This is a genomic window from Antarcticibacterium arcticum, from assembly GCF_007993795.1.
In the GTDB taxonomy this organism is placed as follows: Bacteria; Bacteroidota; Bacteroidia; order Flavobacteriales; family Flavobacteriaceae; genus Gillisia; species Gillisia arctica.
In genome coordinates, this window is the sequence record NZ_CP042476.1 from 3253475 (window position 1) to 3270484 (window position 17010).

General features: G+C 39.3%; 13 protein-coding genes and 1 pseudogene. 5 read left to right on the forward strand and 9 right to left on the reverse strand.

Features of this window, described 5'->3' with window-relative positions; genetic code table 11:
• Positions 1 to 14: 14 nt before the first annotated feature.
• The 8 genes and pseudogenes from FK178_RS14770 to FK178_RS14805 form a co-directional block, all read right to left on the reverse strand.
• Complete coding sequence (locus FK178_RS14770) at positions 15 to 1034, reverse strand: AI-2E family transporter (protein ID WP_146836984.1); 1020 nt, start codon at positions 1032 to 1034, stop codon at positions 15 to 17.
• A 10-nt stretch (positions 1035 to 1044) separates the two neighbouring features.
• Positions 1045 to 1470 carry a VOC family protein gene (locus FK178_RS14775; RefSeq protein WP_146836987.1) on the reverse strand — a complete coding sequence of 142 codons (426 nt, stop codon included), beginning with the start codon at positions 1468 to 1470 and terminating at the stop codon, positions 1045 to 1047.
• 143 nt (positions 1471 to 1613) lie between these two features.
• A complete protein-coding gene (rluF, locus tag FK178_RS14780) occupies positions 1614 to 2450 on the reverse strand; it encodes a 23S rRNA pseudouridine(2604) synthase RluF (protein WP_146836990.1) in 837 nt (278 codons plus the stop codon).
• Positions 2451 to 2556: 106 nt separating this feature from the next.
• A complete protein-coding gene (locus tag FK178_RS14785) occupies positions 2557 to 2766 on the reverse strand; it encodes a hypothetical protein (protein WP_146836993.1) in 210 nt (69 codons plus the stop codon).
• A 115-nt stretch (positions 2767 to 2881) separates the two neighbouring features.
• On the reverse strand, positions 2882 to 3421 hold the full coding sequence (locus FK178_RS14790) for a hypothetical protein (protein ID WP_146836996.1): 540 nt from the start codon (positions 3419 to 3421) through the stop codon (positions 2882 to 2884).
• A 16-nt stretch (positions 3422 to 3437) separates the two neighbouring features.
• Positions 3438 to 4960, reverse strand: a pseudogene (locus tag FK178_RS14795) (helicase HerA-like domain-containing protein).
• A gap of 51 nt (positions 4961 to 5011) precedes the next feature.
• Entirely contained in the window at positions 5012 to 6067 is a 1056-nt protein-coding gene (locus FK178_RS14800) for a S66 peptidase family protein (protein ID WP_146836999.1), read from the reverse strand.
• Positions 6068 to 6095: 28 nt separating this feature from the next.
• Entirely contained in the window at positions 6096 to 7418 is a 1323-nt protein-coding gene (locus FK178_RS14805) for a D-alanyl-D-alanine carboxypeptidase/D-alanyl-D-alanine-endopeptidase (RefSeq protein WP_240793851.1), read from the reverse strand.
• 172 nt (positions 7419 to 7590) lie between these two features.
• Between FK178_RS14805 and FK178_RS14810 the strand changes: the two genes are divergently transcribed.
• The 4 genes from FK178_RS14810 to FK178_RS14825 all read left to right on the forward strand — a co-directional run bounded on the left by FK178_RS14810 (position 7591) and on the right by FK178_RS14825 (position 14385).
• On the forward strand, positions 7591 to 10683 hold the full coding sequence (locus tag FK178_RS14810) for a SusC/RagA family TonB-linked outer membrane protein (RefSeq protein WP_146837002.1): 3093 nt from the start codon (positions 7591 to 7593) through the stop codon (positions 10681 to 10683).
• Positions 10684 to 10695: 12 nt separating this feature from the next.
• Entirely contained in the window at positions 10696 to 12111 is a 1416-nt protein-coding gene (locus FK178_RS14815) for a SusD/RagB family nutrient-binding outer membrane lipoprotein (RefSeq protein WP_146837005.1), read from the forward strand.
• A gap of 88 nt (positions 12112 to 12199) precedes the next feature.
• Positions 12200 to 13666 (forward strand): M14 family zinc carboxypeptidase, encoded by a 1467-nt coding sequence (locus FK178_RS14820; RefSeq protein ID WP_146837008.1) that lies wholly within the window; start codon positions 12200 to 12202, stop codon positions 13664 to 13666.
• 86 nt (positions 13667 to 13752) lie between these two features.
• Positions 13753 to 14385: a 7-carboxy-7-deazaguanine synthase QueE gene (locus tag FK178_RS14825; protein WP_146837718.1), complete on the forward strand. Its 633-nt coding sequence runs from the start codon at positions 13753 to 13755 to the stop codon at positions 14383 to 14385.
• 73 nt (positions 14386 to 14458) lie between these two features.
• On the opposite strand, the gene FK178_RS14830 is transcribed toward FK178_RS14825, so the two are convergent.
• Positions 14459 to 15022, reverse strand: coding sequence for a DUF2911 domain-containing protein (locus tag FK178_RS14830; protein WP_146837011.1), 564 nt, complete (start codon positions 15020 to 15022; stop codon positions 14459 to 14461).
• A 248-nt stretch (positions 15023 to 15270) separates the two neighbouring features.
• Here FK178_RS14830 and asnB point away from each other — a divergent pair, with 248 nt between their 5' ends.
• Positions 15271 to 16881: an asparagine synthase B gene (asnB, locus tag FK178_RS14835; protein WP_146837014.1), complete on the forward strand. Its 1611-nt coding sequence runs from the start codon at positions 15271 to 15273 to the stop codon at positions 16879 to 16881.
• The last annotated feature ends 129 nt before the right edge of the window (positions 16882 to 17010 follow it).

A 17010-nucleotide genomic window follows, 5' to 3' on the forward strand; every position in this document is an offset into this window, starting at 1 on the left:
TTTATGGTTAATATTTAAATATTATTTAATTCATTTCCGTATTCCTTCTTATAAATTTTTACGATGAGTAAAAATAATGAAATTAAAAGGGGGCCGAAAATAAGCCCTATAAATCCAAAAAGCTGCACCCCTACAATTACTCCAATTAAAGTGATCAAAGGGTGTACACTGGAAATTCTTTCCAGGATGTATAACCTTACCACATTATCTGTGGTGCCCACAATCACAATACCATAAAGCAAAACCCCAATGGCCTGCCAGTTTTGTCCGCTGGCCAGCAATAGAACTGTTACGGGAATAAATCCCAGGGCAGATCCTATAAAGGGGACCATGGATCCTATTGCAGTAATAGCAAACCAGAAAAAGGGATCCGGCACTCCAAAGATCACATATCCAATTAACGCTATGATTCCCTGGAAAAAAGCTACTAATGGTATCCCCAGTGCATTAGACCGCACAGAGATATCACCTTCTTTTTCAATTAACTCAATATTATCTTCATCCAGCGGAATATAGGATCTTAAGGTAGTATTAAGTTTTTCTCTGTTTACCAGCATATAATACAGCAAAAAATACATGACACCAATGGCTATTACCGCATTAAAAGTGCCTCCGGCCAGATTTTGTAAATTGGAAGTAAGCCAGCCGGCTATAGAGGTGCTGTCAATACCACTGCTTAGATCATACCCCAAATAAGTTTCAAGTTTATTAGCATTGTCTTTGATAGCCGCTATCACTCTTTCTGAATTGGCTACAGCTTTCCCTATTTTATTGGAAAGCATGACAATAATTACCCCTACAGGTATTAGAATACCAATAAAGGATAAAAGTAAAAGGGTTCCTGCAGCAAGCGACTTTTTCCACCCTCTTGCAAGGAGCTTTGCCATAAAACCCTTTAAGATCACAAATAATGTAATAGCACCAAGAACTCCGGAGAGGTAGGGGAGCATTTCCCTGAAGATCAAAAAACCCAGAAAAATAAGAACCAGCAGTACAAATAATTGTCTTACCAGCGAGGGTTTTAAAGTGTCCATTAATTAATTTTTATTTAGCAAATAGCTGATCAATATTTTTAAAGGCTTTAAATTCCAAAGCATTACCCGAAGGATCTTTAAAGAACATAGTTGCCTGTTCTCCCGTTTTTCCTTCAAACCGGATATAGGGCTCGATTACAAAATCAATATTCAAGCTTTTTAGGCGGGCTGCAAATTCTTCAAAAGTTTCCCATTGCAGCACTACACCAAAATGGGGTATTGGTACCTCCTTTCCATCTACAGGATTACCTTTTCCAGTAGGTTTGGGTTGGGGTTCCTGCACGTGTAGTACCAATTGATGGCCAAAAAAGTCTAGATCTACCCAATGATCACTGCTTCTGCCTTCAACACATCCAAGAGTTTCCCGGTAAAATTTTCGGTTTTCCTCTAAATTATTGACAGGTATGGCTAAATGAAAAGGTTGAAGTGTACTCATTAATTAATTCCTCTATTTTAATAATAATCGCTTGAAGGAAGAAGATTTAAAGTTCCTGAAAAATAAAAAGGATTAAACCTGATCTCCGCATTTAAATTAAAAATAGAAAGATATCCTGAAAGAAATGCGGGTTTCACCGCTAATTATCTGTTAAGATTTTTTTTGCCCCTAAATTTGCTATTCTTTTTATCCTTTCCCGAATCTGTTTTTCGGGCTAGCAATTCACTGGATTTTTTTCCGGAAGCAGACTGTGGTTGAGGTGAATGGGTTTTTGTTGAATCTGAAACCATCGTTTTAATAGTTTTTAATTCTTCTGCAGTGAGCTCCCTGTATTGGCCGGTTGGCACATCCAGCGTTACGTTCATGATCCTGGTTCTTTTTAAACGCACTACTTCATAACCCAGGTATTCACACATTCTCCTTATTTGCCTGTTAAGGCCCTGGGTAAGGACTATTCGAAAGTCAAAATTTCCCAGGCGTTCTACTTCACATTTTTTTGTAACCGTATCCAGAATTGGAATTCCCATTCCCATTCTTTCAATAAAGGTTGAGGTTACAGGTTTGTTCACGGTTACCAGATATTCCTTTTCGTGATTATTCCGCGCTCTAAGGATCTTATTTACAATGTCACCATCATCTGTTAAAAAGATCAACCCTTCGCTCGCTTTGTCCAGGCGGCCTATAGGGAATATTCGTGAAGGATAATTTATGAAGTCTATGATATTATCTTTTTCTACACCGGTATCTGTTGTGCAAACAATTCCTACCGGCTTATTGAAGGCCAGATAAACCTTCTTTTCCTCTGTAACGGCAACAGGATTTCCATCTACAGCAATTGTATCGCCCGTGCCAACTTTTGTGCCCATTTCGGGTACTTTTCCATTTATGGTCACTCTTCCCTGCTCAATGAGCTTATCTGCTTCCCGCCGGGAACAATATCCGGCTTCGCTTAAATATTTATTTATTCGGGTAAGTTCCATGAAATGAAGACTAAAGTTAAAGGGTTGCAAAGTTAGAAAATCCGGACACAGAAAGTGCGCTCAAATTCTAAAACTATGCAACCCTTTATATAATTTAAAAATATTATTAATCGGCTTTTTTATTCTCTACTGCGACTTCATCTGTATCTTTTCTATATTTCAACATTGAAATTCCCGCTATAAAGAAAACGAATCCTAATATGGCCAGCGCCCAGGGACTCATCATTAAAGCTACACTTCCAAAAATACCTAAAACTCCCATTACAAGGGCAATTGCGCCCCCAATTAATAGTATAACAGCTAAGATCTTAATCATAATTTATAGTTTTGGTTATGGTGTAAAGGTAGCTAAACAATTTTAACAGGAAATTGAATTAACATTTCCTAAACAAATCATAATATGATTATTCAGCAATATTTACCTTAAAATTTTACCAGCTTATCATGAAATATTTGATTTTAGCATTATCCGGTATCTGGGATGCGGTAATTCGGCTGTCGGTATCAAACCTCAGGCTGGAGGGAAGTTCTTTTTTGTCTATTGTTAAATATAAATTTAACTCGTCAATGAAAACCACTGCCGAATTAAGGGTGTTCTCTATTCGGGAAATGGAATAATGTTTAACCACTTCACCAAACGTACTTGTTGGACTTAGTCCTTTGGCAGTTGCAAATCTTGAATCCAATACCTGTATATAACCTACTGTACTAGTGGAGTCAAATTGTTGAATGGGCTCTAAAATCAATAAGGGGGTACCATCCCGGTCAAAGATCTCAAAATCGTTGGATTGCTTGTCTCCGGAGGAATTTCGCACAATAGAATCATTTTTAAATACAGAGTCCAACTGACTTATTTTAATGTCCTTTGTTAAAGGTCCCACCCGGGTATTATCAATTAAATATGGGCTGTCTTCACTGCCACAGGAAATTAATAAAAGAAGGACAAGAGATAACAGGCTAAATTGTTTCATAGTCTTAAAATGGCAATTATTTAAATGTTTTATTTAAAATGCTCATTACTCCTCTTATAAAGGTTGCACTCGTCAACACCTTGATAACCGGATTTTGAGCTGTACTTGTTCTCCTTCGGGGGAAGAGGATCGTTTTATGACCTCCCGTTCCTTTTTCGCCTTTTCAATTGCTTCTTTTTTTTCTGCGCGGTCTATTTTATTATTCAGGATCTCATATGCGCTTTCCCTGTCTATCGACTTGTTATATTTGGAAACAAGTTTACTGTTGTTGTTAATTCCAGTTATTTCCTGTGATGTAAGAATATCCATCCTGCTCATTGGCGCGCGCATCATAGTCGCTGCCAGAGGAGTTGGTTTCCCTTTTTCATCCAGGGTAGATATCAAAGCTTCCCCTATACCTAACGAGGTTAGGACTTCTTTGGTATCATAATATTCTGAAATAGGATAATTTTCTGCAGTTAATTTTATAGCCTTCCGGTCATTTGCCGTAAAAGCTCGAAGAGAATGCTGAATTTTTAAACCCAGCTGGCTCAATATTTCCTTTGGTACATCTGTTGGATTCTGGGTGACAAAATAAAGTCCTATTCCCTTTGAACGAATCAATTTCACAATGCTTTCAATTTGATCCATCAGGGCGCCTGAGGCTTCCTTAAAAATTAAATGCGCCTCATCAATAAATAACACCAGTTCAGGTTTGTCGCTGTCACCTTTCTCGGGAAAAGTTGTATAAAGCTCGGCCAAAAGGCTTAGCATAAAGGTGGAAAATAATTTGGGTCTGTCCTGTATATCATCAAGCCTGATAATATTTACATATCCCTTCCCTTCTGCGGTTTTTCTCACAAGATCCTGAACTTCAAAAGAGGGTTCTCCAAAAAACAGGTCGGCTCCCTGTTGCTCAAGATTAACTATTTTACGAAGGATAGCACCGGTTGACCCGGTGGATATTCTTCCATAGTGTTTTTCAAATTCATCCTTCCCACCATCGGTCGCATATTGCAGGATCTTTTTCAGGTCTTTTAAATCCAGCAGAGGCAAGTGGTTGTGATCGCAATATTGAAAGATCACGCCCATAACTCCTGTTTGGGTCTCACTTAAATCCAGAATTCTTGACAATAACACGGGACCAAATTCACTTACGGTTGCTTTAAGCCGCACACCGGGTTGTTCAGACAAACTAAGAAGTTCTACGGGGGAGTGGGATGGGGTGAAATCAAATCCAATTTTCTTATGTCGCTCTTTAAGTTTCACATTATCCTCTGCAGGCATAGCGATCCCGCTTAAATCCCCTTTTATATCCATCAACAAGACCGGAATCCCTTTCTCTGAAAGATTTTCGGCAAGGATCTGGAGAGTTTTTGTTTTTCCCGTTCCGGTTGCTCCTGCTATAAGCCCATGCCTGTTTAGGGTTTTAAGGGGTATCTTTACCTGAGCTTCAGCAAGTGGTTGCCCATCGAGCATAGCCGCACCCATAAAGATGTAATCCCCTTTAGTGGCGTAACCTTGTTGAATATGATCTATAAAAGCCTGTTGTTTTTCCATTATTTTTTCAAAATTCCATGTTTAATAAATGTTGGCTTTTTTCCAAATATGTTATTTAACGGCGGGACTTAACATTTGCAGGGTTCCCTTATCTGCGTTTAATTGTACTTTAAGTCCATTTGGTATTGTTGAATTATCATCAATATGACCAATCATAGCCCCTGAATATGCCGGTATCCCCAGGGGTTTTATATAATAATCTATCACTTCCTCCAAAGTAAGGGAACCATAACCGCTCCCGGGTTTACAGTCAGTACATTTCCCAAAAACAAATCCGGAGATCTTATTCAATACGCCCCCAAGTTGTAATTGCGACATCATCCTGTCTACCGCATAGATCTGTTCTCCCACGTCCTCTAAATATAGTATTTTATTTTCCCATTGTTGCGGGAAATACTGCGATCCCATAATTCCTGTGAGCACAGAGAGATTTCCACCCAATAGTTCACCGGTAGCTACACCCGGAGAAATGGTTCTTATTCTGTTTTTGGTTACAGTAAGATTGGGTCCTTTATCAACAGGGTTTTCAAATAAGGCCATTTCCCCTTCAAAAATGATCTTTCGAAAAAGCGGGTAACTAAAATTGTTCCAGGTAGAAACAGCCAATGGCGCATGGAAGGTAATGAGCCCGGTTTTTGTATAAATTGCCATATGCAGCGCAGTTATATCACTGTATCCTACAAATATTTTGGGATTTTTTGCTATTGTCTGGTAATCAACCTTATCCAGGATGCGGGCAGCACCTGAACCACCACGAAGAGCGATGATGGCATGGATCTCCGGATCTTTGAACATTTCATTTAACTCGCCGGCTCTTTCCTCATCTGTGCCTGCAAGGTGCCCGTAACGGTTGTTAACGAATTTGCCCAGTTTCACCTTAAGCCCCATAGCTTCAAAGGTTTCAATTGCTATTTCGTAGGGTTCAGATTCAAAAATAGCACTGCTGGGGCTTACTATTCCAATTGTATCCCCTGCTTTCAGCCGGTTGGGAATTATTTGCCCCTCAATATGAAAAGTCCCCGGAGTTTCTTGGGATGAGATAAATGAGCTTAGTGATAGGGCGAGGCCTCCGGCCCCTATATTTCTTAAAAAATTCCTTCTTTCCATCTTATGTGTTTTCTGTGTTCCGGGTGAATTAATTTACTTCATAAAAATTTCTTAGGATCAATTCCATTTGGGTTTTTATCTCTGAAGTAGGGACAGTGTAGTTGCTGTTCATAAAACTAAAAATAAGGATCTTCCCAGATTTAGCCCTTAAAAATCCACTTAAACTATGATTATTTCTAAGAGTACCTGTTTTGGCAAAAATATAAGGTGGCTCAGCTATATAACTGTTTTTTAAAGTGCCAGATTTTCCGCCGGTAGCCAGCATGTTGAATAATCTTTCCCGGGGAACTTCTTTTTCTATTTTAGAAAGCAATTTAATCATAGACCTTGGGGTAACAAGATTGTATCTGGAAAGACCTGAACCGTCTACCCAATAAGCTTCATCCGGCAGATCTCTTAAAAAATTTTCCTTCATATGCCTAATTGCAATTCCCGCATTTAGGGTATCTGAAATAGTTTTGGAAGCAAGTAAAAGGATCTGTTCGGCAATAAAATTATCACTTACTTCCATCATCCTTTTATACATACTGTCCACATGGATGCTGTAAACCGTATTTTTTTCTGCGGATGCGGGAACCGCACCGGTAAAAATCCTTACTTCTTTCTGCAGGGTATCTGAGAGTAATTTTACGAGCAATTCTGAAGAGAATTTAAAGGGGACATCCTGGTTAAGGAATCCGGGCTTTTGATAAGGATAAAAAACGAACCTGTTTTTGCCCTGGTCTCTTTTAATGCCGGATTGGGAAGCCCCTGCCGGTGTTTCTGTAAAAAGCGAATCCTTAAAACTTGCGGGATAAACCTTCATGGCTTCACTCCCTTGTTTTTGCTGAAAGCTCACCCTGTTACCATAGATAGGTAAAGGGGTTCTTTCTACTGAATAATAAGAATTATAGTCATCCCACGCCCAACCGGGCCCAAAAATTTTTTCTTCTGTAACAGGAGGAATATAAGCCAGTGGTGCTTTTATGTTCTTTAAGAAATGTAGCACACGGGAGTCCGGAAGGTCTGGATTCAATAAAGAGGGATCTCCCGTGCCCGAAAAAACCAGGGTGTCATTATTATAAAAATATTCCAGGGCAGGAACAGAATCCCCCAGGATCTTCAGTCCCGTATAAAGACTAAATAATTTAATATTTGAAGCCGGGGTGAAATACTTTTCAGCGTTGTGTTCATATAGTGTTTTATTAGTTTCCGGGTCATAAACAACCAGACCCGAAAAACCCTGCCGGAATGCTGTTGAATTTTCAAAAGTTTTGTTTACAGTTTTGTAGGTGGTACAGGATGTGAACATCAACAAAGAAGTAAGCAGTATCAAAGTAAATTTAAGCCTGATTGCGAATTTTTTTTTCAAGATAGTACGGTGTTTTTGATAAGGGTGATATAATTCATACACAGATGAATAGGTCCCATTGCTCTTAAGTTAATTTAAAAGATGGTTTATAAAGTTTTTCAGATCCGGGTTTGTTGTGTAAAGATTTTCTTTATATTTAAAAACATTTCATAAATTTTTAACAAACTAATATATGAAAAACAAAATTACGATTTTAGTCTTTATGGCATTATTCCAGTTTACTGCGATGCTTGCCCAGGAAAAGAGGGTAACAGGAACAGTTACCTCCTCGAGAGACGGCATGACACTACCCGGAGTAAATGTTATTGTAAAAGGTACAAATCAGGGAACGGTGACAGACATGGATGGGAGATATTCAATTTCGGTGGCAGATAACGCGACCTTGGTTTTCTCTTCTTTAGGCTTTGCAACACGCGAAGTGCAGGTAGGAACTCAAACTGTAATCAATATGGCATTGGTTGAAGATTTGGAGGGCCTTGATGAAGTAGTAGTTACTTCCTTCGGTATTGAAAGGAAAACCCGGGCTCTGGGTTATGCTGTGCAGGAAGTTACTTCTGAAGAAATAACAAGGACAAAACAACCTAATATTGTAAGTGCCCTGCAGGGTCAGGCAGCTGGGGTGCAAATTACCAATTCGGGAGGTGCACCGGGTCAAAGTGCCCGTATCATTATTAGGGGAGTAAATTCTCTAGACCCCAATGCAGACAATCAACCCTTATTTGTAATTGATGGGGTGCCAATTGATAATTCCACCACCGAATCTGGAGGTACGCCTCGAGGTTTATCAAACAGAGCTGCCGATATTAATCCCAATGATATAGCATCTATGAACGTGCTAAAGGGCGCTGCGGCAACAGCTCTTTACGGGGTGCGGGCAGCAAATGGTGCCGTAATTATTACTACTAAAAAAGGAAAAGCAGGGGCTGTTAAAGTAAATGTAAGTAGTAGTGTAGGTTTTGAGGAAGTGAATCAATATCCCAAATTTCAGGAAGTTTATGGACAAGGTTTTGGTGGGGTTTATGATCCTAATTCATTTTGGCCAAATTGGGGTCCTTCAATGGATGAGATAAGACAAATAGACCCCGATGCTCAATTTTACGATATTTGGAGAGATGCTATGAATACCGGTGTTCAATATGATAATTCTTTTAATATTTCAGGCGGAACCGAAAATGCAAATTTTTATGCATCGGTTAGTAATCTTGACCAGGAAGGAATTCTTCCATTTAGTACGTGGGGCAGGACTACAGCCCGTTTAAATGGGGAACTTAAATTTAATGAGAAATTTACAGTTGCGGGAAATATGGCTTATGTGGTTTCTGGCGGAAACAGGGTTCCACATGACAGGTTTATGGAAAGGCTGGTTTATAATACTCCTAATAAAGATATTAGAGATTACATAAATGAGGACGGAACAATGAACCAAAGAGGTGGTAACACCAATCCTATTTACGATGCCCGCTTTAGTACATTTGAAGATGAAGTGAACCGGGTAACGGGTAATCTTAATTTTACATACCGTCCCTTAGATTGGTTAAATGTGAATTATATTGTTGGAACAGATTATTTTAGTGATGCCCGCACCTCAATTACTCCAGGTCCGCTGGGTATTCAGGGAGAACTTCCATTGGATAGCAGGGGGTTTATTACCGAAACGCGTATTAACAGCAGAGATCTTAACTCCAATCTTTTTGTTACCCTTTCAAGAGACTGGAGTGAGAAGTTTAGTACTGTCTTGCGTATGGGTAATGATGTTTTTGAGAGAAACCTTGAAAGAATTGATGCTACGGGAACTGATTTTGTAATTCCCCGGTTCTATGATCTAAGTTATACAAACCAAATATCAAACTCACAGGATAAGCGCAAAAAAAGGTTGGTGGGTGTTTATGGAGATCTAAGCCTTGAGTATGATAATATGCTGTTTTTGAACCTTACCGCAAGAAATGACTGGACTTCTACTTTGCCCCAGGGTAACAACTCGTTTTTTTATCCTTCAGTAAACCTTGGATTTGTATTTACAGAGGCTTTAGAAAATCCGGACTTTCTTACATTTGGAAAGATAAGAGCATCCTATGCTGAAGTAGGAAAGGATACAGATCCATATTTAATTGGGCAAACGTATACCGCACCAACGGTTTATCCTTTGAACGGTCAGGTTGGTTTTACCAGATTTAGCCAATATGGGGATTTAAATTTAAAACCCGAAAGAACAACTGCAATAGAACTGGGAACAGATCTTAGGTTCTTTGAGAATCGTCTTGGTCTTGATTTTACCTGGTATAAATCAAATAGTAAGGACCAGATCATTCCTGTACCTGTTTCAAATACCACCGGTTTTTCAACCTTTATCACAAACGCTGGGGAAATAGAAAACAAAGGTGTAGAATTCATTCTTAGAGGTACCCCTGTAAGAACAGAGAATTTTAGATGGGAAGTAACTTTCAATGCAGCTTATAATCAAAACGAAGTTGTATCCATTAGAGAGGGTATAGAACAAATTGCATTAGGAAGTCAGTTTGGTTATGTAGGGAGCACTGTTTTCTCAATTCTTACAGAGGGGGAAGCTTATGGAAATATTTATGGTAGTAGTTATGCGAGATTTGGAGCTTCTCCAGATGCTACCCATCTCGATAAGGACCTTCCGGTAATCATAGGAGCGAATGGTTTCCCGGTAAGAAACGGGGAATTGTTAATTCTGGGTAATGCTACCCCAAAATGGATAGGTGGCTTAAGTAATAACCTTAACTATAAGGGTTGGGACCTTTCATTTCTTATGGATTTTAGAACAGGTGTTGAGCAATATAACCAATATGATATGTTCTTCTCAGCATTTGGAATTTCAGAACAAACTTTAGACAGAAATACTACCAGAGTTTTTGAGGGTGTGCTTGCAGATGGTACCCCTAATACACTGGAAGTTTGGCTGGGTCAGGGTGTGGGCCCCGATGGTAGAAATTACGGAGCAGGATTTTACCGAAACACTGAACGTACAGTAAGTGAGAACTTTGTACAGGATGCCTCCTTTATTAAATTAAGAAATATTACCCTTGGGTATAATTTTAATGAAAATATATTGGGAGCAATTGGGTTTATTAACTCTGCCAGAATTGCTGTAGCTGCAAATAACATTATACTTTATACTCCCTGGGATGGGTTTGATCCTGAATCATTCAGTGCCGGTGCGGGTGGAAATGCAGTAGGTTTCTCGGGTCTTGGTTACCCCGGAGTTCAAAGTTTATTTTTTACTCTTAATTTAGGTTTCTAAAAAATTTTAATTATGAAAATTCTAAAAAATATATTTAAATATTGCCTCACGCTAAGTGCTTTCGCAGCATTAGTCTCCTGTGATGATTATCTGGATATTAACGAAAATCCAAACAATCCTACAGAAGCTCCACTGGCAGGGTTAATGACGAACTCAACTTATGAAACAGCCCAAAATGTTTTTAGGTTGGGAAGTGTTACTTCAAGTTATGTTCAATACCTGGCATCCCCTAATCCCTCGGGTTCCTCAGATACTATGGAAGCTACAAGCTTTGATAATACCTGGGCTAGTCTTTATAGTGTGATGACAGATCTTAATGATATGATTAACGCGGCTAAGGAAAGCGGTGCAAATCATTATGAAGGAGCAGGACAAATCCTTCTGGCGCTTAATCTCGCGATGACGGTAGATTCCTTTGGAGATGTGCCTTTTAGTGAATCTTTTAATTTTGCGACCTTAACTCCATCCTATGATGATGATGCTGAACTTTATAACAAGGTTCTTTCATTACTTAATGAAGGAGTTTCCAATATGTCTCAGGAAACCACTTTACCATTAGGGGATGATGATTTTATTTATTCAGGGGACCCTGCAAAATGGGTGAAATTTGGTAACATGCTTCGCGCAAGGTATTTAAATCACTTAAGTGGTACCAATGCCTATGATGCAACTGCGGTTTTGGCAGCATTGGATTCGGGATTCGAAAGCTCTGCAGATGATGCACAGGTAGAATATTTTGAACAGGCATTAAATCCCTGGGCCAATGTAGCTATTCGTAATGCTAACCTGTTTCTGGGAGGCTGGATTTCAGAACAATTTATCGCTGCTTTTGATGGGACAATTCACGGGGTAGAAGATCCCAGAATGCCTTTGCTTATAGGTGCTACATCCCAGGGCGAATACATTGGTGTAAAGAGTGGAGCCGGTAGAGGTGACGCTCCGGAATCTGGTGCAAGATCTACTTTAATCGAAGGTCAGTTTTATACCGAAAGAGAAGGACCTGTGCTAATTGCTACATATTTTGAACAAAAATTCATAGAGGCTGAAGCAGCATTTACTATCGATAAATCAAGATCCTATCAAGCTTATCTTGATGGAATTGAAGCGCATATGAGGAAGGTGGGTGTACCTGAAGCAGAGATTCAGGCATATCTCAATAATCCCGAAGTAAGCATGGGTGAAGCAGCCTTTACTATTGATGATATATTTGAAGAAAAATGGAAGGCTATGTTCTTACATCCTGAAGCCTGGGTAGATGCCAGAAGGTTTAATTATCAGTATGAAGGCTTTGAGTTGCCAGATAACCTTAATCCCGATCTAAATGGCCAATTAATACGGCGCCTGGCCTATCCGGATTCCGAAAGGAGTAGGAATGGCAGTAATGTTCCAGATGTAACTTTGCTGGACAGGATCTTCTGGAACGAATAATGAACTTTTAGAAAACATAAAACTCCCGGGAAATTTCCGGGAGTTTTTTTTACTAATTTTATCCCGTTGTAACCTATTTTTCAGCCTTATGAAATTCCTGAATTTTTTTTCCATATTGATCGCTTTTCTGTTTTTCTCCCCTGCAACCGCCCAGCCCAAGGATCTTGCCCAGGAATTCTGGGATTCCTATAGTGAGTTTAAGGAATCGTCAATTACCCATAAAAGGTTTAAACACGAGGATGTTGTTCCGCTTATCAAAAAGCTGGGCCAAAACAACAATTTTGATGTGCAAAAGGTGGGGGAGTCCATTGAAGGCAGGGACCTTTTTCTTATCTCTGTAGGTACCGGGGAAATTGATGTTTTTCTTTGGTCTCAAATGCATGGAGACGAATCTACCGCTACCATGGCAGTAATGGATATTTTTAATTTCATTACTTCCAATAAATTTTCTGCTGAAAAAAATGAACTCTTTAAAAAGCTGCGACTTCACTTTTTGCCAATGCTCAATCCTGATGGGGCTGAGGTTTTTCAAAGAAGAAATGCCCTGGGAATTGATATAAACCGGGATGCTTTAAGACTTCAATCGCCGGAAGGTAAAACCCTCAAAAGGGTAAGGGACAGTTTAAATGCAGATTTTGGATTTAACCTGCATGACCAAAGTAAGTATTACAATGCAGAGGGCACTGCAAATCCTGCAACAATATCATTTCTGGCGCCTGCATATAATTATGAAAAAGATGTAAATGAAGTAAGGGGGAATGCGATGAAGGTTATCATAGAAATGAATGAGGTGATACAACGCTTTGCCCCGGGACAGGTCGCCAAGTACAATGATGATTTTGAACCAAGGGCTTTTGGAGATAACATCCAGAAATGGGGAACCAGTGCCATCCTTATTGAGTCTGGCGGATTTTTAAATGATCCGGGAAAACAGGAGATCAGGAAACTTAATTTTGTTTCAATCCTTTCTGCAGTATTTTCTATTGCAAATGAGGATTATAAAAAGCGGGAACTTTCAGAGTATGAAAAGATCCCGGAAAATGACAGTAAGTTATATGACCTTAAATTAACAGGACTGGAATACGAATTAGCAGGTGATTCCTATATTTTGGACCTGGGGATTAACTATCAGGAAATATGGGATGTGAAAAAAGGAATTTTTAACCGGGCAGGTATTACAGATCAGGGCGACCTTTCTACCAATTATGGTTATAATACCCATGATCTTACGGGTTATAAAGTTAAATGGGGAAAAGTATATCCTAATGCAATAGCCTGGCTTGCGGATTTAAGTGATCTGAATTTTAAGGAGCTTTTAACCAATGGATATTCATATGTGAAAATAAAAGATGTTCCCGAAAGCGCCAATTTCACAAATCAGCCCGTAATTGTGGTAGGAGAGAATTTTAAGGTACCCTCGCGGTTGGGAGTTGGAGTTAACCCTACTTTCTTTCTCGAAAAGGATGGGAAAATTAAGTATGCCATTGTGAATGGGTTTTTTCATGACCTGGAAAATTTGGAATTTTCCTCAACTAACGGACTTATCCTGAAGTAATATATCTTTTCCGGGGTTTAATTTAATCCTTGAAGCTTAATCTAAAAGTGGATTACAGGCTGTTTCTTTTTGATTACCTTTGCGGCATGATAAAAGAGGAAATAAATGCGCAGGTAGAACAGGGGACAATGTTGCCCCTTATGGAAGCATTTTACACAATACAGGGAGAAGGATTTCATAAAGGTACTGCTGCTTATTTTATAAGAATTGGTGGGTGTGATGTTGGATGTCACTGGTGTGATGTGAAGGAAAGCTGGAATGCAGAACTTCATCCTCCCACGGGAGTAGAGGCCATGGTGGAGGAAGCCACTAAATATAGTAAGACGGTAGTGATCACAGGGGGAGAACCTTTAACCTGGAATATGAAACCGCTCACAGATAAATTAAAGGAAAGGGGTTGCAAGATTCATATAGAAACCTCCGGCGCTTATAAATTAACCGGCCAGTGGGATTGGATATGCCTTTCTCCAAAAAAACTAAAGCTTCCTACTGAAGAAATTTATAAGGTGGCCAATGAGCTGAAGGTAATTGTATTTAACGCACACGACCTTAAGTTTGCCGAGGAACAAGCCGCCCGGGTAAATAGTGAATGTATTTTATATTTACAGCCGGAATGGAGTAAGAGGGAGAAAATGATCCCCTTAATTGTAGATTTCGTCATGCAGAATCCTAAATGGAAAGTTTCATTGCAGACCCACAAATATTTGAATATTCCCTAAAAAGTAATCGGGTTAAGAATTCAATTGATTTGAAGTCCTTAACCCGATTAAAAAACTAAAAGCTTAATCTTTCTTATTTCACATTCTTAAATGGTACTTCTACGTACTTGTTATCCCATCCCATTAAAAGAGAAGCTCCACCTTCTGCCGGGGCAAAGGTCATAGAAAAAGCTTCAATTGAAGTTGGAGATTGTCTCACAGGAACTATAATTCTTACAAGGTCTTCCTTGTCTGTATATTCGTAAGCTCCCCAGGTATGTATTGTTTTATTCAAAATCACAGTCCATTCCTTTTCTTCCGGAATAGTATAAATAGTATATGTACCGGCTTTAACTACTACATCAGCTACTTTCATATCCTTATAAAGCGTAAGTTCAGTCGCTTCATTGGCTCCTGTTCTCCAAACCTGTCCATAGGGAACCAATTTTCCAAATACTTCCCTGTCTCTTTTTTGAGGTCTGCTGTAAATAACTCTGGCAACAACTTTATCACTGGCATCCTTATACACCACCAGATCCATTGGGCTGGCATCTATTTTAGGAAAATTTGGCGAGGTGGCCGGTTTGTCCTGTGCATTGATATCATTTAAAGGAAATGCCATAAAAGCGATTATAGCAACATAAATTAATTTTTTCATAATGTATAGGTTTTTTAATTGTGATAAATGTACTGTTTATAGGGGATCTAAGCCGTTAACAAAGTCTTATTATTTGTTAATTTTTGATGTTTTCAATTGTCACCAAATTATCAATTTTTATCTCTTACTTATTTTATATTTCATCTAATATTCGACCTTTAATTACAAACTGTAAGCAAATAGTAAATTCTTGTTTATAATATAATGTGTATGGTGCACATTTGCCTTATAAATTAAAACAAAATATTATGTGTGGGATACTTGCAGTTATAGGATCAAAGGAACAACCTCAAAAAATTAAAGAGCTTTCCAAACGAATGAGTCATAGGGGGCCAGATGAAAATGATATACATATCACTGAAACCGGTATGATACTAAGTCATGAAAGACTGGCTATAATGGATGTAAATACTGGAAAGCAACCTATCCAGGGTACTTCTACGGCCTGGATGATACACAATGGTGAAATATATAACTACAAAGCATTACAACAAACCGAATTAAAAGATCATTGCTTCAGAACCACGGGAGATTCTGAGGTGATTGTTCACCTTTATGAAAAATATGGATACGGTTTTGTAGATAAACTGGATGGCGATTTTGCTTTTGTGGTAGTAGACGGACATGATTTTATCGCCGCCCGTGACCCAATTGGAGTAAAGCCTCTTTATTACGGGAGAGACAGCGCCGGGGCATTGTGGTTTGCCAGCGAAATGAAAGTTCTTGCAGAGGAATGTGTAACATTTGAGGCTTTCCCACCGGGCTATTATTATACCGCCTCTACCGGTTTTGTTCAATATTATAAACCCGAATGGAACTCACCTGAAAAATGCACAGGGCGTGCCGATCTTCAAAAATTAAGGGAATCGCTGGTTGCCGCTACCAAAAAGCGTTTAATGGCCGATGTGCCTTTGGGGGTATTGTTAAGTGGCGGCCTGGACTCTTCCCTTACCTCTTCTATAGCCTCGAGGATTCTTGCTGAAGACGGTAAAAAACTTCATTCATTTTCTATTGGTTTGGACGGTGATGCACCAGACCTTATCGCAGCAAGAAAAGTAGCAGAATTTTTAAAGACAGATCATCATGAAATTCATTTTACGGTAGAAGAGGGGCTTGCAATCCTTAAAAAACTTATCTGGCATCTTGAAACTTATGATGTAACTTCGGTTAGAGCTAGTACTCCAATGTATTTCCTTTCCAAAGCAATTACAGATATGGGTATAAAAGTGGTTCTTTCGGGAGAAGGGGCAGATGAGATCTTTGGCGGATATCTTTATTTTAAAAATGCTCCCACAGCTGATGCCTTTCAGAAGGAAACAATAAGAAGGGTAAAGAGGCTTTCTACGGCAGATTGTTTGCGGGCCGATAAATCTACGATGGCTCACGGGCTTGAAGCCAGGGTTCCATTTCTTGACAAAGCCTTTCTTCGAACTGCTATGGAAATTGCCCCGCAGCACAAGATGCCGGCAGCGTATGAAGGTATTGAAAAATATATCCTCAGGAAAGCATTTGACACTCCTGAAGCTCCATTCTTACCACAGGAGGTACTATGGAGGCAAAAAGAACAATTTAGCGATGGAGTGGGCTATAGCTGGATAGACCGACTTGTAGAATATGCTTCTTCGCAGGTTAGTGATGTTGAAATGGAAACAGCCCATTTGAAATTTCCAATCAATACTCCTTCTACCAAAGAGGCCTATTATTATCGTGAAATCTTCCATTCATTTTATCCTCAGGAAAGCGCAGCGAGAAGTGTTAAAAAGTGGATTCCAAAATGGCAGGAAGACCTTGATCCCAGTGGTAGGGCAAACGCCTCACATGTCGCAAAAAGCACCTTACACAGCGTAAAGGCGGTGTGAGTGAAAAACAGTGCGAAAAATGTGGAGTTTTTTACACAAATTGTTAATAACTTAAAGCTAATGGGAAGCGCTTCAAGCTAATAGGAGTAGGGGTTTTCTTATATTTGTCTGTTATAAAAATTGAGGAAA